The organism is Hominimerdicola alba (assembly GCF_900112155.1).
Lineage (GTDB): Bacteria > Bacillota > Clostridia > Oscillospirales > Ruminococcaceae > Hominimerdicola > Hominimerdicola alba_D.
The window spans coordinates 94,400-111,539 of the sequence record NZ_FOKQ01000009.1 but is presented as its reverse complement, the minus strand read 5'-3'; the positions used below and the strand labels follow the sequence as shown (position 1 = coordinate 111,539).

At 48.8% G+C, this 17,140-nt stretch carries 19 protein-coding genes; 3 read left to right on the top strand and 16 right to left on the bottom strand.

The window, feature by feature from the left end; all coding sequences use genetic code 11:
• The first annotated feature begins 110 nt into the window (after positions 1–110).
• From BM265_RS07070 to BM265_RS07060, 3 genes are read left to right on the top strand one after another with little or no spacing between them, the layout of a single operon-like run.
• A complete protein-coding gene (locus BM265_RS07070; RefSeq protein WP_074960844.1) occupies positions 111–2,381 on the top strand; it encodes a glycoside hydrolase family 95 protein in 2,271 nt (756 codons plus the stop codon).
• A 23-nt stretch (positions 2,382–2,404) separates the two neighbouring features.
• Complete coding sequence (locus BM265_RS07065; protein ID WP_074960843.1) at positions 2,405–2,749, top strand: hypothetical protein; 345 nt, start codon at positions 2,405–2,407, stop codon at positions 2,747–2,749.
• 36 nt (positions 2,750–2,785) lie between these two features.
• Positions 2,786–4,522 carry a glycosyl hydrolase gene (locus BM265_RS07060; protein WP_242940792.1) on the top strand — a complete coding sequence of 579 codons (1,737 nt, stop codon included), beginning with the start codon at positions 2,786–2,788 and terminating at the stop codon, positions 4,520–4,522.
• A 518-nt stretch (positions 4,523–5,040) separates the two neighbouring features.
• Here BM265_RS07060 and acpP read toward each other — a convergent pair.
• The 16 genes from acpP to BM265_RS06980 form a co-directional block, all read right to left on the bottom strand.
• Positions 5,041–5,274, bottom strand: coding sequence for an acyl carrier protein (acpP, locus tag BM265_RS07055; protein ID WP_013499722.1), 234 nt, complete (start codon positions 5,272–5,274; stop codon positions 5,041–5,043).
• Positions 5,275–5,291: 17 nt separating this feature from the next.
• On the bottom strand, positions 5,292–6,164 hold the full coding sequence (locus BM265_RS07050) for an acetyl-CoA carboxylase carboxyltransferase subunit alpha (protein ID WP_074960841.1): 873 nt from the start codon (positions 6,162–6,164) through the stop codon (positions 5,292–5,294).
• Positions 6,157–7,050 carry an acetyl-CoA carboxylase, carboxyltransferase subunit beta gene (gene accD, locus BM265_RS07045; RefSeq protein ID WP_074960840.1) on the bottom strand — a complete coding sequence of 298 codons (894 nt, stop codon included), beginning with the start codon at positions 7,048–7,050 and terminating at the stop codon, positions 6,157–6,159. Before accD ends, BM265_RS07050 begins: the two co-directional genes overlap by 8 nt.
• Complete coding sequence (locus tag BM265_RS07040; protein WP_074830862.1) at positions 7,050–8,420, bottom strand: acetyl-CoA carboxylase biotin carboxylase subunit; 1,371 nt, start codon at positions 8,418–8,420, stop codon at positions 7,050–7,052. Before BM265_RS07040 ends, accD begins: the two co-directional genes overlap by 1 nt.
• 14 nt (positions 8,421–8,434) lie before the next feature.
• Positions 8,435–8,866: a 3-hydroxyacyl-ACP dehydratase FabZ gene (fabZ, locus tag BM265_RS07035; protein ID WP_024858031.1), complete on the bottom strand. Its 432-nt coding sequence runs from the start codon at positions 8,864–8,866 to the stop codon at positions 8,435–8,437.
• A gap of 2 nt (positions 8,867–8,868) precedes the next feature.
• Positions 8,869–9,606, bottom strand: coding sequence for a hypothetical protein (locus tag BM265_RS07030; protein ID WP_074960839.1), 738 nt, complete (start codon positions 9,604–9,606; stop codon positions 8,869–8,871).
• A gap of 50 nt (positions 9,607–9,656) precedes the next feature.
• Positions 9,657–10,160 (bottom strand): hypothetical protein, encoded by a 504-nt coding sequence (locus BM265_RS07025; protein WP_074960838.1) that lies wholly within the window; start codon positions 10,158–10,160, stop codon positions 9,657–9,659.
• A gap of 49 nt (positions 10,161–10,209) precedes the next feature.
• Complete coding sequence (accB, locus tag BM265_RS07020; RefSeq protein ID WP_074960837.1) at positions 10,210–10,686, bottom strand: acetyl-CoA carboxylase biotin carboxyl carrier protein; 477 nt, start codon at positions 10,684–10,686, stop codon at positions 10,210–10,212.
• Positions 10,687–10,707: 21 nt separating this feature from the next.
• Positions 10,708–11,943, bottom strand: a complete 1,236-nt coding sequence (gene fabF / locus BM265_RS07015) for a beta-ketoacyl-ACP synthase II (protein WP_074960836.1) — start codon at positions 11,941–11,943, stop codon at positions 10,708–10,710.
• 25 nt (positions 11,944–11,968) lie between these two features.
• Positions 11,969–12,703, bottom strand: a complete 735-nt coding sequence (gene fabG, locus BM265_RS07010; RefSeq protein WP_074960835.1) for a 3-oxoacyl-[acyl-carrier-protein] reductase — start codon at positions 12,701–12,703, stop codon at positions 11,969–11,971.
• A 139-nt stretch (positions 12,704–12,842) separates the two neighbouring features.
• Positions 12,843–13,169 carry a PF20097 family protein gene (locus tag BM265_RS20375; RefSeq protein ID WP_074960834.1) on the bottom strand — a complete coding sequence of 109 codons (327 nt, stop codon included), beginning with the start codon at positions 13,167–13,169 and terminating at the stop codon, positions 12,843–12,845.
• A gap of 1 nt (position 13,170) precedes the next feature.
• Positions 13,171–14,109, bottom strand: coding sequence for an enoyl-[acyl-carrier-protein] reductase FabK (gene fabK / locus BM265_RS07000; protein WP_074960833.1), 939 nt, complete (start codon positions 14,107–14,109; stop codon positions 13,171–13,173).
• A gap of 32 nt (positions 14,110–14,141) precedes the next feature.
• Positions 14,142–14,552 (bottom strand): hypothetical protein, encoded by a 411-nt coding sequence (locus tag BM265_RS06995; RefSeq protein ID WP_074960832.1) that lies wholly within the window; start codon positions 14,550–14,552, stop codon positions 14,142–14,144.
• Positions 14,553–14,568: 16 nt separating this feature from the next.
• Positions 14,569–15,213 carry an HAD family hydrolase gene (locus tag BM265_RS06990; RefSeq protein WP_074960831.1) on the bottom strand — a complete coding sequence of 215 codons (645 nt, stop codon included), beginning with the start codon at positions 15,211–15,213 and terminating at the stop codon, positions 14,569–14,571.
• Between the two features lie 13 nt (positions 15,214–15,226).
• Positions 15,227–15,883 (bottom strand): hypothetical protein, encoded by a 657-nt coding sequence (locus BM265_RS06985; protein ID WP_074960859.1) that lies wholly within the window; start codon positions 15,881–15,883, stop codon positions 15,227–15,229.
• 14 nt (positions 15,884–15,897) lie between these two features.
• Positions 15,898–16,902 carry a 3-oxoacyl-ACP synthase III family protein gene (locus BM265_RS06980; RefSeq protein WP_074830892.1) on the bottom strand — a complete coding sequence of 335 codons (1,005 nt, stop codon included), beginning with the start codon at positions 16,900–16,902 and terminating at the stop codon, positions 15,898–15,900.
• Between the last annotated feature and the right edge of the window lie 238 nt (positions 16,903–17,140).

Below are 17,140 nucleotides of genomic sequence, written 5' to 3'. Positions count from 1 at the left end.
GCTCTGCCACCATGCAAGGAAGAGAAATTCTCCCGCGTGACTTTACTTTTGTTCTCGGATATGCTATAATATTTATATATATGTCTTTTCAAAGGAATGGCGGTGAGCTTATGGTCAACAAAAAGATATGGTTCAAGACCCCCGCAGAGGACTGGAATGTTGCTCTGCCTGTGGGCAACGGCAGGATAGGCGGTATGTGCTTCGGCAAGCCTGTTTGCGAGACTATACAGCTCAACGAGGACTCAATATGGTCGGGAGGATACCGCAAGCGCGATAACGCCTCCGCTCTCCCGAATCTCGAAAAGGTGAGACAGCTTCTCCGTGAAGACAGGATAGCAGAAGCCGAAAAGATAGTTGACGAAGCTTTCTGCGGCACACCCGAAAGCCAGCGGCACTATATGCCCCTTGGCGACCTCACTATATACCATTATAAAGAGGGCACCTGTGAATACATCAGCCGCTCCCTCGACCTCGAAAATGCTGTCTGCGAGACACGCTATTCCCTAAACGGCACGAATTTCACAAGGCGCGTTATATGCTCAGAACCTGCGCAGGTCATGGCGGTGTGCATCGAAGCCGACAAGCCTGCCTCTGTATCGGTAAAAGTCGGCATAGACGGGCGGGATGACTATTTCGATGACAACACCCCTGTGAACGACACGGATATCCTCTATTACGGCGGAAGTGGTTCTGAGGACGGCATACGTTTTGCCGCTTATGTACGTGTTAAAGGCGATGGCGGCACAGTCCGCAGATGGGGCAACAGTATCGTCACCGAGGATTGCGACCGCGTGACAATACTACTCGGCGCACAGACCAATTTCCGTGTGACCGACTACAAAAAGGCAGCCGAGCTTGATGTTATCACCGCTGCAGAAAAGACATTCGATGAACTTCTGAAAGAACACACCGAGGATTACCGAAGTTTCTTTGACAGAGCTTCAGTGTCCTTTGAAGATACTGCCGACAGCACTCTGCCTACCGATGAAAGGCTTGCCGCTGTAAAGGCAGGCAAGGTGGATAACGGTCTAATTACGCTGTATTTCGATTTCGGCAGATACCTGATGATATCGGGCAGCCGCGAGGGCACGCTCCCACTGAACCTGCAAGGTATATGGAACAAGGATATGTGGCCTGCATGGGGCAGCAAGTTCACGGTGAATATCAACACCGAAATGAATTACTGGTGCGCTGAACCCTGCGGTCTCGGGGAACTTCATATGCCCCTGTTCGACCATATCGAGCGTATGCGGCCCCATGGCAGGGAAACCGCCCGCGAGATGTACGGCTGCGACGGATTCGTCTGCCACCACAACACCGATATCTGGGGCGATACTGCACCACAAGACCGCTGGATACCAGGTACTCAGTGGGTGACAGGAGCCGCATGGCTGTGTACACATATATGGGAGCACTGGCTTTTCACGCGGGATAAGGACTTCCTTGCACAGAAATACGATACCATGAAAGAAGCCGCAAAGTTCTTTGTGGATTTCCTGATAGACGACGGCAGCGGCAGACTTGTCACCGCGCCCTCGGTATCTCCCGAAAACACCTATATCACCGCAAGCGGCGCTAAAGGCTCGGTATGTATAGGTCCATCAATGGACAGCCAGATAATCTGTCAGCTTTTCACCGCAGTTATCGAAGCGGGTAAAATTCTTGATACAGACAAAGATTTCGGTGAAATGCTGTGCAAAATGCGGGATAAACTTCCCAAGCCCGAGATAGGCAAGTACGGGCAGATAATGGAATGGGCGGTAGACTACGATGAAGCCGAGCCGGGGCATAGGCATATCAGCCAGCTTTACGCCCTGTATCCTGCGGATATCATATCCGTAAGACATACCCCCGAACTTGCAAAAGCCGCAAGGGCGACCATCGTGCGCAGGCTTTCCCACGGCGGCGGACACACAGGCTGGTCAAGGGCATGGATAATCAACCACTGGGCCAGACTCCGCGACGGCGAAAAGGTCAAGAAGAATATCGCGGCTCTGCTGGCGAATTCAACTTCGGACAACCTGTTCGATATGCACCCGCCTTTCCAGATAGACGGAAATTTCGGTGCGGCGGCTGGTATTACCGAAGCGCTTCTGCAAAGCCATAACGGCGAGATACAGCTTCTTCCCGCACTCAGCCCCGACTGGAAAAACGGCTGTTTCAGGGGACTTCGCGCAAGGGGCGGATATACGGTGGACTGCGAATGGCAGAACTCCCGTCCCACCAGATGCACCGTGACCCCGATACAGGACGGCAAATGCACCATAGTCCTCCCCGAGGGCTGCAAACCTTTGTCCGTCAGCGCAGACTTTGAATACTGCGATGACTGCATTGTTGTAAGTACAAAGGCGGACAGAAGTTTTGAGATAGTGTTCGGATAAAAATATAAAAGAGGTGAATGACGATGTCGGTGTCGATATATTACGAGGCCAGAAGAGACCACGGGCTGAACGATGAAGAAAAGGCAGAGGTCAGTGCGATAGTTGACAGATACTGCACACAGTATCCCTTTGAGGAAAAGTACGAGGATTTTTGCCTGTATGAAGGAAATTTCAGCTCAGAGGATACAGTGCTGCAAGGCTCAACAGCCCTGCCCGCAGGCAGCGACATCGTTTATGATATACTATGTTACTGGCTCGAATGTCTGACAGAGCTGACAAGATATCTTCAGGGCTGCCGATGGCACGTAAACCTTGATGATATGGACCTGACCTGGGATGAGGACAGCGGATGGCTGCCCGATATCTGAATGTAGCAAGAGAGGAAAGTAAACAGTAAAATGAAGATGAGATTTTTATCAGCCGTTATCGCGGCAGTGCTGATGTCAGGCTGCTTAGCGGCGTGCGGCAACGAGATTCAGGATAACAAGGACGTCACCGCGGACCTTGACCTGCTGACGGCGGACGAGGATATCACAGATGAGGAGACCACCGAGGAAGAGGTAGTCACCCCAGTGCCTGAAGAGGAAGAGACCAAAGATGAAGTCAAAAGCTTCAAGGAAGTCAAGATAAAGGCGGCGGAGCTTAAATACAAGAAGTCCGAAAAGACCTATCAGGCGGAAAAAGGCAAACTGAGCGGTACTGCCGCAGAAGCTTCAAAGCGCAAGGGCTATGAGGGCAGCGGCTATGTTTCGGGCATTTCTCAGGAAGGCGACTGGGAGCTTGAATTTGATGTCCCCACAGACCAGTTCTATAATATAGTACTGACAGTGGGCTCCGACGAAGCTGCAAGCGGCGGATTCAGCCTTGACGGCAGCAAGTACAGCGAATTCACCGTTGTAAACGAGGACAACGAGGGCAGATTCGAGAACATCTCCTTCAAGAACGTCAAGCTGAAAAAAGGCAAGCACAAGGTGGCGTTCATACCCGAGACAGGTTTAGTCGATATCGACCAAGTAAAGGTCATCGCCAGCGACGAGATAAGCAAACTGAGCCTAAATGCCACAGGGGCTGTGCTTTCAGATAAGGAAGCCGAGTACAACGCAAAGGCTCTGTACAGACTTATCTGCAATAACTACGGCACAAGAGTGCTCCTCGCCCAGAATGATACCGCAGGCACAAATTACGAAAGCGAACTGATACATAGCGTTACAGGCAAATACCCCGCTATCCGCCTTGGTGACATGATGTACGTCACCAGCACCAAGTACGCCGATCAGTCCGCCGCAGAGATATCAGAAGCCCTCACATGGCACAAGGACGGCGGTCTTGTGGGATATATGTGGAACTGGACTTCCCCTAACAAGCCCGATGACAGCGAAAGCGTATATGCCGAGAATGCAAAATTCGATATAACCAAGGCAGTCACTGACGAAAGCATAGCCCTGCTTGACCCCGATACCCTGGCAGAAATGGCTGAGGAAGGCACTATCTCAGATGAATGTCTCAAAATAATCAACGATATAGATAAGGTATCCGAACAGCTGATAAAACTCCGTGACGACGGCGTGCCAGTGCTGTGGCGACCCTTGCAGGAAGCTTCAAACGGTATGTACTGGTGGGGCAAGGATGCAGATTCCTATATATGGCTCTGGCAGACGATGTACGCCCGCATGACAGGCTACCACGGTCTGCATAATCTGGTATGGGTATGGTCGGCGCAGAACGTCAACTGGTACGTTGGCGGAGATTACTGCGATGTCCTCTCAGCGGACGTATACGGCAGCGATAAGAGCGGTCAGGTGAATGCACTGCTATATCTTCAGAACGTAGCCGGCGGCAAGCCAATAGCTATGAGCGAATGCGATCGTATGCCACTTATACAAAATCTTGCCGATGAACACGCTATGTGGGCGTATATCGGACAATGGGGCGGAAGCTGTATGGTAAACGAGGAAGGCGGACTTTCGGAAGAATTCAACACCGAAAAAGACCTTATCACCATGTATAACAACGATCTCACCATAACCCGTGAAAAACTCCCCGACCTTATGACAATGGCGACGGAGATCAAGAAAGAGGAAGAAAAAGCCGCAAAGAATAAGTCAAAGAAAGCTAAGGAAAAAGAAAAGTCTGAGGACTAAACACGATCTTGCGCAAACTGCCAAGGAGGGGAGCTTTGGATCAAGCCTTTCGCGAAAGGCTTGCGGAGAGCTCGAGAGGCAGAGCCTCTCGGTCAAGGCGCCAAAGCGATGCGGCAACAACGCAATAAATAGCACAACAAACTCACGCCCCAAATAAGGCGCGGCAATAACAACAATATGAGCGTGGACAATCAAACGTCCACGCTCTTTCTATTAGCGTAAATTATTGCCGCGCCCGAAATCAACGGCGATAGCTCGTTGATTTCTCGCCCCGAGGAACGAGGGGCGAAAACTCGCAAACAAGCGAATACCCAAAGTATGCGCTGACATTCCAAACGATGCGACCGTATGCATACGTACAAACTATCCACCCACAGCAATCATCCATCCCAACAATACCCGATGTAAATTAACAACGCCCCGAAGCGACCAGCAATCCACTTCGGGGCTAAAATTATTCAATACTATCCGGACAAAATAAAAAAGCCCGCATATGCGGACTTTTAAAATTCCGGAAATTACTCCTCGGTCTTAGCCTCGATGAACTTAACGATGTCGCCAACAGTCTTGATGTTCTCAACTTCCTCATCGGGGATCTCAAGATCAAAGCTCTCTTCAATATTCATGACCAGATCAACAACGTCCAGAGAGTCAGCACCCAGATCTTCAGTGATAGAAGCGTCTGTTGTTACCTTATCCTCGTCAACGTCGAGCTGCTCAACAATGATCTCACGAATCTTGTCAAATACCATGTTCATTTCCCTCCATTCTATACATTACTGGAATTCTCAGCAAAGCATTCGCCCTGCGTCGTATCAGAATGCGGAAACTCTTCAAAGTCTCCGACAACCCTAAACTTATTATAGCGACTATTTATCATTTCGTCAAGCCCTTTTTGAAATTTTCTTTGTAAATTTTGAAGACTTTCTGAAATAAAAGCCGAAATGTTTTCCGCGGTCTGAGTAGGGTCATTGTGAGCCCCTCCGTCAGCCTCGGGAATGATGTGATCGCACACCTTTAATCTTACTAGATCCTCTGCAGTTATCTTCATGATATCGCAGGCTTCACGCTCGCGGGAAGCGTCTTTCCAGAGGATACTTGCAAAGCCCTTGGGGGATATTACAGAGTACAAAGCGTTCTCCAGCATAGCCAGTTCATCGCATACTGCCAGCGCCAATGCACCGCCCGAACCGCCTTCACCCAGTATTATGGATATAACAGGGGTCTTCAGGGTCATGAACTCCATTATGTTGCGGGCTATAGCCTCGCCCTGACCTCTCTTTTCAGCCTCAACACCGGGGTAAGCACCGGGAGTGTCAACAAGGCATATAACAGGTCTGTGGAATTTTTCAGCCTGACGTGCCAGCCTTAAAGCCTTGCGGTATCCCTCGGGATGGGGCATACCGAAGTTGCACTCCTGATTTTCTTCAAGGTCGCGACCCTTGACCTCGGCTATGACAGTTACAGGTGTGCCCCCGAAAGAAGCTACACCGCCGATTATAGCCCTGTCATCGCCGCACAGCCTGTCGCCGTGCATCTCAAAGAACTCGTCGAATATCATAGGTATGTAATCGAGGGCGGTAGGTCTGCCCTTGTGCCTGATTATATCAAGCCTGCGGCTTGCCGAAAGCTGTTCATTCATTTTCAGCGACCTCCTTTACCTCGGGAGTTTTGTGAAGCTTTATCAGATGAGCGAGAACTCTCCTCATCTTGGTGCGTTCAACTATCATATCAACAAAGCCGTTATCCAGCATGAATTCCGCCGACTGGAAATCATCGGGGAGCTTCTGCTTGATAGTGCCCTCAATGACACGTCTGCCCGCAAAGCCGATAAGCACCTTGGGCTCAGCGATTATGATATCGCCCAGCGAAGCAAAGCTTGCGGTAACACCGCCTGTGGTGGGGTCGGTCATAACGGAGATATACAGCCCGCCTGCCTCATTGTGCCTTGCCACAGCGCCGGATGTCTTAGCCATCTGCATAAGGGATACTATACCCTCCTGCATTCTTGCACCGCCGGAAGCCGTAAAAGCTATTACAGGCAGCTTGTGAGCAGTAGCGTACTCAATGGCGCGGGTTATCCTCTCGCCGACAACACTGCCCATGGAAGCCATCATGTAGTTTGAATCCATAACAATGATGACTATGTCCTCACCGCGTATCTTAGCCCTGCCCGTAAGCACAGCATCGGTAAGCCCTGTCTTTTCGCGGAGCTCCTTCTGCTTGTTGTCATACCCAGGGAAGTTTATCGGGTTTTTCGATATCATCTTTCTGTCAAACTCACGGAAGCTTCCGTCGTCAACAGTTATTTTCAGCCTTTCCTTGGCTGTCAGCCTAGAATGATAATTGCAGTTGGGGCATACCTTGCCGTTCTGATTGAATTCCTCAATAAACGTCACGTTCCTGCATCTGGGACACTTAAAAAGCAGTCCTGTGGGGATATCGGTCTTTTTCCTTGAAGAACTGTCCTCGCCCTTGTCACTGCCGAGACGTTCTCTTACAACTGCGAAAAAGTCCTCAAACTGCATCAGCCTTCACCTCTTTCATCGGCTAAGATGTCTGTGCGGTTAAGAAAACCGTTGTCATAATCGCCCGCGATGAATTCGGGGCGGCGTATAAGTTTCAGCTGGAAATCCACGTTGGTGGAAACACCGTCAACTATGAACTCTGCAAGAGCCCAGTTCATCTTTGCGATAGCTTCTTCTCTGTCCTTGCCGTGGACTATCAGCTTGCCTATCATAGAATCGTAATAAGGCGGTATCTCGTAGCCCACATATGCCGCTGTATCCACTCTCACACCAAATCCGCCGGGGATGAACATGGAGTTTATCTTTCCGGGGGAAGGTCTGAAATCCTTGGTGGGGTCTTCGGCATTTATACGGCACTCGATAGCGTGACCTGTGAGCTTTACGTCCTCCTGCTTGATGGAAAGTCTTTCGCCCGAAGCAATCAGCAGCTGCTGCTTAACAAGGTCGATGCCTGTAACAGCCTCAGTGATGGGGTGCTCCACCTGTATACGGGTATTCATCTCCATAAAGTAGAAATTGCCGTCCTTGTCCACCAGAAATTCGATAGTACCCGCATTTCTGTAACCGCATACTCTAGCCGCGGTAACAGCCGCCTTGCCCATCTTCTCGCGGAGCTCCTGTGTCATGAAAGGCGCAGGTGAGGGCGCTTCTTCCAGCACTTTCTGGTTTCTTCTCTGCATCGAGCAGTCTCTCTCGCCGAGATATATCACATCGCCGTAATCGTCAGCCAGTATCTGTATCTCGATATGCTTGGGGTTCTCGATGAACTTCTCTATGTATACCTCGTCATTTCCGAAGCAGGCAAGAGCTTCCTGCCTTGCGGCTTTCATCTGAGGTTCAAGTTCTTCCTCACTGCGGACTATTCTTATTCCGCGTCCGCCGCCGCCAGCCGATGCTTTTACAAGCACGGGGTAGCCCAAATCGCGTGAAAGGGTCTTTGCAGCATGGATATTTGATATCGCGCCGTCACTGCCCATTATTACGGGAACGTCGTTCTCTTTCATCGTTTCCTTAGCCTGAGCCTTGTCGCCCAGCATCTCGATGGAAGTGGCACGAGGTCCGATGAATACTATGCCGCACTTTTCACACATACGTGCAAATGCCGCATTTTCGGACAAAAATCCGAAGCCGGGGTGTATAGCCTCAGCCCCTGTTATCTCGCAGGCGGAGATTATAGCCCGTACATTAAGATAGCTGTCCTTGCTCTGGGGACCGCCTATACATACAGCCTCGTCAGCCAGCATAGCGTGCAGAGCATTTTTATCCGCGGTAGAATAGACTGCAACAGTCTTTATGCCCAGTTCGCGGGCAGCACGAATAACGCGCACCGCAATCTCGCCGCGGTTGGCAATTAGGATCTTTTTAAACATAGCTTGCTCCTGATCTACTTTATTGCAAAGGTTATCTCACATGAAACAGCCTTCTTGCCACCCACGGTAGCCAGCGCCTTGCCCACGCCGATAGGTCCCTTGACCTTGATTATCTCAACTTCGATCTCCAGCGTATCTCCGGGTACTACCTGCTGACGGAACTTGCAGTCATTGATACCGCCGAAGAATCCGATCTTGCCCTTGTTCTCGGGAAGTGCCAGCAGAGCCACCGCACCCGCCTGAGCGCACATCTCTACCATCAGCACGCCGGGAGTTACAGGGTACTCGGGGAAATGACCCTTGAACCAGAAATCATCTGCCTTTATGTACTTTGTAGCCTTTACCCTCTTGCCGATCTCCAGCTCATTTATCTCATCGATGAGCAGGAAAGGATCGCGGTGAGGGATAATTTCCATTATCTGTTCTTTGTTCATAAGAACTGCCATATCTATTCCTCCGTTGTATTATGTTTTACAGCACTGCTGTCGAAAAGAGTATTCAGATCTATGATCTCCATATTCTGTTTGAAGGGCTGTAGTGTTCTATTGCCGCGGTGCGCCTCATCTTGGAAAACAGACGGTATACTGCCGAGAGAATCGTAAGGCTGTTTTACCACGTCCTTTTTTATCGTGCCGTGAGGCATAGAGAGCTTTCCTTTACTTGCCTTTTTAAGGTCGTCAGTAAAATTTCTTACTTCTTTTTTGTTTCTGATCTCTGCTTCTTTTTCGCGGTCCGATTCAAGGTTTTTGATCAGTCTTTCCAGCAGAAAGACAGCTATGCCCAAATATCCTATATGAAATACATATGGTATCATCCATGCGTACGCTTCGTCAATAAGCATATCGATCAAGGCAAAAAACCACTCATACTCAAAATAATGGTGATCACTGCTGAATAAATTCATCTTAAAGTTTTCGCTTATAGTCCGCGCTGCAAAGCTACCTATCAAGAGACCGCCGATATACGAGCCATATATCTCTTTGGCGTTGTGTTTCTTATAATCCATACGCTTTATGATCGGTGAAAAGATACTGTACATCATAAATCCTGCTATCACGCCGAACAGACAATGTACAAACAGCCCGTTTATAGAAGCGTGCATCTGTATAACAAAACAATATAGTATCAGTTCACCCAACGTATTTGCCAGCGCAGAGAAAAGAAGAAGTATCGCAAATTTTTTCATTCCCTGTCACCACTTACATCAGTTCTTTGCTCATAAGAACTGCCATTCAATTATCCTCCGTTATATGTGTTCCTGTTTTCAGTGTAATAATCGTACATATCTTTCATACTTGCCTTTTTGACCGATATTGCTATCATTCGTCCGAGCTTGAAAAGTGGTGTCACGAAAATAAAACTCAGTGAGCATACTATGATATATATCACATATGGTTCTTCAACAGAAGTATGATCCGTAAGCTCGTATACATAAACAGAGTCAAGAATGTTATAAATTATATAGCTTACGGGGAAAACAAATGCCAGCCATATGCCTATCTCCTTGAAATGCTTGCCCACCGCTCTGTCGTTTCCGCACGTGAAACTATCATAGAGTATCAGATAGCTTACAGGCATCAGCATCAGTGGCACCCCGAGTATATAAATGATCAGCGGCAGATCCCCGGGCAGCTCAGTATCAAGTTTGCCGAATAATATGGGGATCATAGCTCCCACGATATGTACGCTGAAACAGAAAAACATGAAATTGCGCCTTGGGTGAAGTTCATTCTGATGCATAACGTCACCTCCGACTATCACAAAGCCTGTCCCTTTCAGGAAACCTGCATTACTCCAGTATCATCACAGTCTGGCCGAATTCCACAGCATCGCCGTTGTTTACGCAGATCTCTTTTACTACGCCGTCGAATTCGCTGGGCACTTCGCTCATGACCTTCATAGATTCGATAATGAATATCACATCACCCTTCTTTATCCTGTCGCCAACCTTTACGAAAGGCTTGCTGTCCGGTGAAGGTGCAGCATAGAATGTACCAACGATAGGTGCAGTTACCTTTGTACCGCTTACTGCCGCAGCAGGAGCGGGAGCTTCACCGCCCATCGGTGCAGGCGCACCCACAGGAGGCATACCCATGGGGGGCATCATCGGCATGGGGGCAGGTGCAGGGATATTCCTCTTGCCCTTGATCGTTATAGTCTTGTCGCCGTCGGTTATAGTCAGCTCGGAAAGCTCCTTGGCATTTATTATATCAGCGAGTTTTTCAATAGTTTCAAGGTCAAACTGACCGTATATCTTTTCACTCATAGGTGAATTCTCCTCCTGTAATCAATCGCATTTCTTTATGCAGATGGTAGCGTTGTGTCCGCCGAAGCCCAGCGAGTTTGAAAGCGCTGCTTTCACGGTCATCTCGCGGTTGCCCTCTGTAACATAATCAAGGTCGCACTCGGGGTCTGGTGTGGTGTAGCCAACTGTCTTGTGAACGAAGTCGTTCTTTACCGACAGCGCTGTGATTATAGCCTCAACGCCGCCTGCCGCACCCAGCAGATGTCCTATCATGGACTTTGTAGAGTTTATAACAGTCTTTCTTGCAGCATCCTCACCCAGCGCCAGCTTTACTGCCTTGGTCTCGTACTTGTCGTTAAGACCTGTGGAAGTGCCGTGAGCGTTGATGTAAGAAACGTCCTCGGGAGCAAGACCTGCTTCTGTGTATGCCATCTTCATTGCGTGAGCCGCCGCATCACCCTCGGGAGAGGGGCTTGTCATGTGGTAAGCATCGCCCGAAGCGCCGTAGCCAGCTATCTCCGCGATTATATTGGCACCTCTTGCCTTTGCGTGCTCATATTCCTCCAGCACCAGCATACCTGCGCCCTCGCCGAGAACGAAGCCCTGTCTGTTGGCATCAAAAGGTGTTGAAGCCTTATCAAGCTCGGTAGCCTGAGAAAGCGCCTTCATGTTGTTGAAACCGCTCAGTGCGAAACGTGAGATACAAGCCTCGGAACCGCCGCAGATGCAAGCATCCAGATAGCCGTCCTTTATCTTGCGGAAAGCTTCACCGATAGCGTGTGTAGCAGATGCACAGGCTGTGGTGGTGCAGTAGTTGTCACCCTTGAAGCCTGTCTTCATAGCAACAGTACCTGCCGCCATATTGCCTATCATCATAGGTATGAAGAATACCGATACCTTGTCGGGCTTCTCGTTGAACTTTGTTACCTCAGCCTCGGTCATGTTAAGTCCGCCGATGCCTACGCCGATGATAACGCCCACACGGTAAGGATCAATATCCTTCAGGTCGGAACCCGCATTTTCCAGCGCCTGCTTTGAAGCATACAGCGCGAACTGTGTGAATCTGTCCATTCTGCGTGCTTCTTTCTTGTCTATGTAAGCCGATGGGTCAAAATCCTTTACCGCACCAACTATCTTAACGGGAAAATCACTAGCGTCGAACTGGTCTACATAGCTGAGACCTACCTTGTTCGCCTTAATATTCTCCCAGAATTCATCTACATTCTTGCCGAGAGGGTTTACAGTACCCATACCCGTTATAACTACTCTTCTGCTCAATTGAAACACTCCTCGCTATATGTCCTTACATCATTATGCCGCCGCTTATCTCGATGACCTGACCCGTAACATAAGCCGCATCCTTGGAAGCCAGGAAAGATACCACGCCTGCGATATCCTCAACCTCGCCGAAACGCTTCATAGCTATCTGTCCGAGCATAGCATTCTTCTGGTCATCAGTCAGCTTGTCTGTCATAGGTGTCTTTATAAATCCGGGAGCTACCGCATTGCAGGTTATGCCGCGGGAACCAAGCTCCTTGGCAACAGTCTTAGTCATGCCGATGATAGCCGCCTTTGTAGCCGAATAGTTTATCTGTCCGGGATTTCCGTAAACGCCTGCCACGGAAGCCAGATTGATTATCCTGCCCGACTTCTGTCTCATCATCACGTTACCCACGAACTTAGACATATTGAATACGCTCTTCTGGTTTACAGCAACGACCATATCGTACTGCTCCTCGCTCATTCTTGCCATCAGACCATCACGGGTTATACCTGCGTTGTTTACCAGAACATCTATGGTCCCGAATTCAGCCTTGATAGCCTTTACAGTCTCCTCAGCCTGAGCGTAGTTTGATACATCGCATATGAACTTCTGTACCTTAACGCCCTCAGCCGCTATCTTTTCCATTATGTCGTTGTCCTCAAACATAGCCTCGCTGATATCATTGAGAGCTATATCAAATCCGTCCTTTGCAAGTCTCAGCGCGATAGCCGCACCGATACCTCTTGCCGAACCGGTTATAAATGCTGTTGCCATTTTATTTTCCTCCGTTTTTATAGTTTCAAGATCGGGTCATCTTATAGTAAACGACATTAGAAATTGCACTTTGAGAACGAGTAAAAGTACGGTTTATGCTTTTGCGAAGTTCGCAATGTAGCAATTTCAATGTCATATACTATAATACATCAAACTCTGCAAATATCTTATTGCAGTTTTTGCAGTATTTTGCGGGTGCAGGGTATTTATCTCCGGCATCGAGATAACAATATTTGTCTGCACGCGCAGGTATCAGTCTTGATAAAAATTTCTTATTGCGGTGACTCATGATAGTCTTTTTGGAATACCACCGTATTTCCGCAGTTTCCCGAAGCAATAATTTCGTTGGTCCGAAATTCGCGTACTTTTTGTCTGTCGGAACAGATATGCGCCCGCTTATGAGTTTCCCTCCGCACCGCGGACATATCGTAAAAGAACGCTTTTCTATGTATTCTTTATCTGCCATATTATTTGCTCAGTATTTCTTCTGCCTGTGCAAACATTTCCTCGATTATATCCTTTGCAGGCTTGACTTCATTTACCATGCCCGCAATAGCGCCGCACAGGAACGAACCCTCATCCAGATTGCCGTCCTGAACTGCCTTTCTCAGCGCACCGAGGGTTATCTTCTCGAACTCGTCGGGGTCGATACCGCCCTCCATCTCGCGCTTAGCCAGCTGCTTTAAGAACTTGGTCTTTACGTTTCTGCATGGGTGACCCGTAGTACGTCCTGTAACTACGCTGTCAGTGTCCTTTGCCTTGATGACCAGTTCCTTGTAAGTCGGGTGTATCTGACACTCCTCAGCCGCCAGAAAACGTGTGCCGACCTGTACGCCCTCAGCACCCAGCATAAAGCCTGCGCAGATTCCTCTGCCGTCAGCTATGCCGCCTGCCGCGATAACAGGTATCTCAACCGCATCGACTACCTGAGGCACCAGGCACATGGTGGTGTTCTCGCCAATGTGTCCGCCTGATTCGGTACCCTCAGCGATAACTGCGTCCGCACCGCTTCTCTCCATTCTCTTTGCAAGGGCAACGCTGGGTACAACAGGTATTACCTTTATGCCTGCGTTTTTCCAGCCCTCCATGAACTTTCCGGGATTGCCCGCACCTGTTGTAACAAAGGGCACGCCCTCTTCGATGACAAGCTTTGCAAGGTCTTCCGCGTTAGGGCTCATCAGCATGATGTTCACACCGAAGGGCTTGTCGCCGACAGCTTCCTTTGTAAGCCTGATCTGCTCACGCAGATAGTCTATCGGTGCAGAACCGCCCGCGATTATTCCCGCGCCGCCTGCGTTTGTCACAGCACTGGCAAGAGTATGCTCAGCTATCCATGCCATGCCGCCCTGAAGTATGGGGTACTTTACACCGAGAAGCTCGGTTATCCTTGTTTTTGTGGTAGTCATTGTGCTTACCTCTCTTTTTATTTGATTTCGGGTCAGTTCGCGCTGCCCGACTGATATTCAAAAAATTCCTTTGCCTTGTCCCTCACGGCGATTTCGGCATTTTCGTTATTGATAACGCTTTCGAGTACGGAGAGCAGCTCGCTTTTGTCCTTTGCCCCGTTTATGCACCTGTTGAGCATCCAAACCGTATGCAAAGACGGCGCACGCTTTACCGAAGCTATCAGCAGCGGAAGAAATTCGGGATAAAAACGCTCTATAAAATGAACCATAGCCCCCGGCATACCAAAATCATCCAGCGGATGCCGTTCCATGATACCCAGCAGAGCATCTATTGTCTCAAAGCCCGCTCCCTCTGCTTCCATCTCGGATATTATATCTTCCGATTCATACTCAAAATCGTCCGAACCCACAAGGCTCTCAAGTTTTTCAAGCAAAGTATCCATAATATCTTTCCCTGCTTTATAGTAAAGTCTTAACGACCTCGGGGAGCTTTCTTATATCATCAAGCACCGCGGCACAGCTGTCAGCTTTGCCGAAGCCGTAAGCCGCGTGTATAAAGGGGATACCCGCTTCCTTTGCGGCATTTGCGTCACCCTGAGTATCGCCTACATACACACATTCGTCTATGCCCTGTCTTTCCATCACAAGGCGGATATTCCTGCCCTTTGAAAGACCTGTGTTGCCCTCGCATTCGATATCCGCAAAACATTCCGCAAAACCTATCTGCGAAAGGTATACCTCGATATACCCTGACTGACAGTTGCTTACTATGCCAAGGGTATAATCCTTTGCAAGTTCCTTGATTATCTCACATTCATCGGGATAAAGGGTTGGCAGACCATCTGTAAGACTGTTCAGATAATCAAGTTCGTCTTCGGAACACATCTTCAGTATCCGCAATCTTTCGGCTTCCTCCACATCGGGGAATATGAGCGCCGCTATCTCGGGCAGTGTCTTTCCCATGCACTGCGACCGCATGAACTCGGATGTTATCTGTTCGCTTCTGCCTGCCTTTTCGCGTATGCACTTGTTCCATGAACGCACTACCTGCTCGGAAGAATCCCACAGTGTACCGTCAAGGTCAAAGAGTATGCCTTTCTTCATTAAGCCGCTCTCCTTATTTTTTATCCGAATAATGGTTCTCTATCGCCATTTCGTATTTGTCATATACGTGACCTCTGCCATTCAGTATGGCTTCAAGCTCTTTAATACAGAGTTCAGCGCTTTTATCAACAAAACCTCGTACTATATCCATGCTGAAATGTCGAAGCGTACCCTCGATATGCATATCCATATCCGCATACAGATCGTTTATCAGGTTTTCGGGTTCAAAGCCGTAATCCTTGTAAAGCCTTGTTTCCCTGAGCCTTTCGGGTACCACGATATCTTTCTTCAATCCGAAACCCGCTGTTATCTGCGGATTCAGCAGATTGTAGTCATTGTAAAACTCCTCAAACAGACTTTTCTCGCCGCGGCGCGTTATCAGCCCCATATCGATGTAAAATATCTGCCTGAAAATATTGTCCGATATCAGATGAAAGTAGTAACCCAGATAAACTGCATCGTTCAGCACTTCATCAGCATACTTTTCATAAAAAGCCAGGCTGTCGAACCACTTGTACTTTCCATCATCAAATATCGTTATAAAATGGGAATTCCTTTCCTGCTTCACCTTTGCAGGCAAAGCGTCGGGAAGTATGCTCCCTATTATAAGACCGTCTCTGTCTTTGATATCCAGCCTGTCAGCAAGAGTTTTGCCTAAGGCTAAATGCATAAGTCTTGAACCCATCAGTACTCAAATATTATACCTGCGTAGGTCAGACCTCCGCCGAAGCCCACAAAGCATATCTTATCGCCGCGCTTGATGCGTCCCTCGGCTACCGCATCGCAGAAAGCTATCGGTATAGATGCCGAAGATGTGTTGCCATAGCGGTCTATGTATACCACCATCTTGTCCATAGATACACCGAGATTCTTAGCGGCAGTCTCTATTATGCGCACATTTGCCTGATGAGGTACTATCGCGTCAAGCTCTTCCGGAGTGATGCCCGCCTTTTCGCAAGCCTTGGATACTGCCATCGGCAGAGCCTTTGTTGCAAACTTGTATACTTCCTTGCCATCCTGGGTAAAGTAGTGAAGCTTTGTCTCAGGCATACCCATATCGAACTCTTCCTTGTTCTTGCGGAATACGTTCTCGGACTTCATAGCCCTTGATACCAGGAACTTAGCACCGTTACCGTCAGCACCGAGGAAAGAAGACCACAGAGTATCGGGCTTTCTCTCCAGCACGAAAGCCGCAGCGCCGTCACCGAAGAGTATGCAGCTGGACCTGTCGGTATAATCGGTAAACTTTGAAAGTTCCTCAGCCGATACAAGAAGGACTCTGTTCACATCGTCCTCAGCCACAAGATATCTTCTCGCCATATCCAGACCGTAGTCAAAGCCTGTGCAGGCACAGTTGATATCCATTGCCATACAGCCGATAGCACCAAGCTCGCGCTGTATAAGGCAGGCGGTAGAGGGAGTATAATAATCGGGAGTAACAGTACAGCAGATTATAAGATCAATGTCCTCCGCTTTAAGACCTGCGTCCTCCAGAGCCTTTTCTGCCGCTCTTGCGCCTATCCAGTAGGTAGGCTCACCGTTTGTGATGTGGCGTGTCTTTATGCCCGTGCGCTGAGTTATCCACTCATCGCTGGTGTCCACTATCTTAGCGAAATCCTCATTATCTGCTATCATCTCGGGCACATACTTGCCTATGCCCAGTACCTTTACTCCCGTTACCTTTTTCATTTGTGACAATGTAATATCCTCCTTGAAAAAACTATATCTGTCTGTATCATGTATGATCCCGCATCGGCACCACGGACATATTTACCCAAAAGCCCGTAGATACGCCATATGCGGATATCTGTATCTTATTTTACGTTATGTACGTTACGGATAATATCCACTCTTCGCTATGTCTGAAACAACTCATCCCGAAGCATCATTTTGAATATTCCGTTACCGTACTGAAAAAACATACAAA

What these genes read in the sequence shown, in the direction of transcription:
- fabG (WP_074960835.1), bottom strand. Translation starts at nt 12,703, where the DNA reads ATGGCAACAGCATTTATAACCGGTTCGGCAAGAGGTATCGGTGCGGCT.
- BM265_RS07025 (WP_074960838.1), bottom strand. Translation starts at nt 10,160, where the DNA reads ATGCATCAGAATGAACTTCACCCAAGGCGCAATTTCATGTTTTTCTGT.
- BM265_RS20375 (WP_074960834.1), bottom strand. Translation starts at nt 13,169, where the DNA reads ATGGCAGATAAAGAATACATAGAAAAGCGTTCTTTTACGATATGTCCG.
- fabZ (WP_024858031.1), bottom strand. Translation starts at nt 8,866, where the DNA reads ATGGCAGTTCTTATGAACAAAGAACAGATAATGGAAATTATCCCTCAC.
- BM265_RS06990 (WP_074960831.1), bottom strand. Translation starts at nt 15,213, where the DNA reads ATGAAGAAAGGCATACTCTTTGACCTTGACGGTACACTGTGGGATTCT.
- accB (WP_074960837.1), bottom strand. Translation starts at nt 10,686, where the DNA reads ATGAGTGAAAAGATATACGGTCAGTTTGACCTTGAAACTATTGAAAAA.
- BM265_RS06995 (WP_074960832.1), bottom strand. Translation starts at nt 14,552, where the DNA reads ATGGATACTTTGCTTGAAAAACTTGAGAGCCTTGTGGGTTCGGACGAT.
- BM265_RS06985 (WP_074960859.1), bottom strand. Translation starts at nt 15,883, where the DNA reads ATGCATTTAGCCTTAGGCAAAACTCTTGCTGACAGGCTGGATATCAAA.
- fabK (WP_074960833.1), bottom strand. Translation starts at nt 14,109, where the DNA reads ATGACTACCACAAAAACAAGGATAACCGAGCTTCTCGGTGTAAAGTAC.
- BM265_RS07065 (WP_074960843.1), top strand. Translation starts at nt 2,405, where the DNA reads ATGTCGGTGTCGATATATTACGAGGCCAGAAGAGACCACGGGCTGAAC.
- BM265_RS07070 (WP_074960844.1), top strand. Translation starts at nt 111, where the DNA reads ATGGTCAACAAAAAGATATGGTTCAAGACCCCCGCAGAGGACTGGAAT.
- BM265_RS06980 (WP_074830892.1), bottom strand. Translation starts at nt 16,902, where the DNA reads ATGAAAAAGGTAACGGGAGTAAAGGTACTGGGCATAGGCAAGTATGTG.
- BM265_RS07040 (WP_074830862.1), bottom strand. Translation starts at nt 8,420, where the DNA reads ATGTTTAAAAAGATCCTAATTGCCAACCGCGGCGAGATTGCGGTGCGC.
- acpP (WP_013499722.1), bottom strand. Translation starts at nt 5,274, where the DNA reads ATGGTATTTGACAAGATTCGTGAGATCATTGTTGAGCAGCTCGACGTT.
- BM265_RS07030 (WP_074960839.1), bottom strand. Translation starts at nt 9,606, where the DNA reads ATGAAAAAATTTGCGATACTTCTTCTTTTCTCTGCGCTGGCAAATACG.
- BM265_RS07050 (WP_074960841.1), bottom strand. Translation starts at nt 6,164, where the DNA reads ATGAATGAACAGCTTTCGGCAAGCCGCAGGCTTGATATAATCAGGCAC.
- accD (WP_074960840.1), bottom strand. Translation starts at nt 7,050, where the DNA reads ATGCAGTTTGAGGACTTTTTCGCAGTTGTAAGAGAACGTCTCGGCAGT.
- BM265_RS07060 (WP_242940792.1), top strand. Translation starts at nt 2,786, where the DNA reads ATGAGATTTTTATCAGCCGTTATCGCGGCAGTGCTGATGTCAGGCTGC.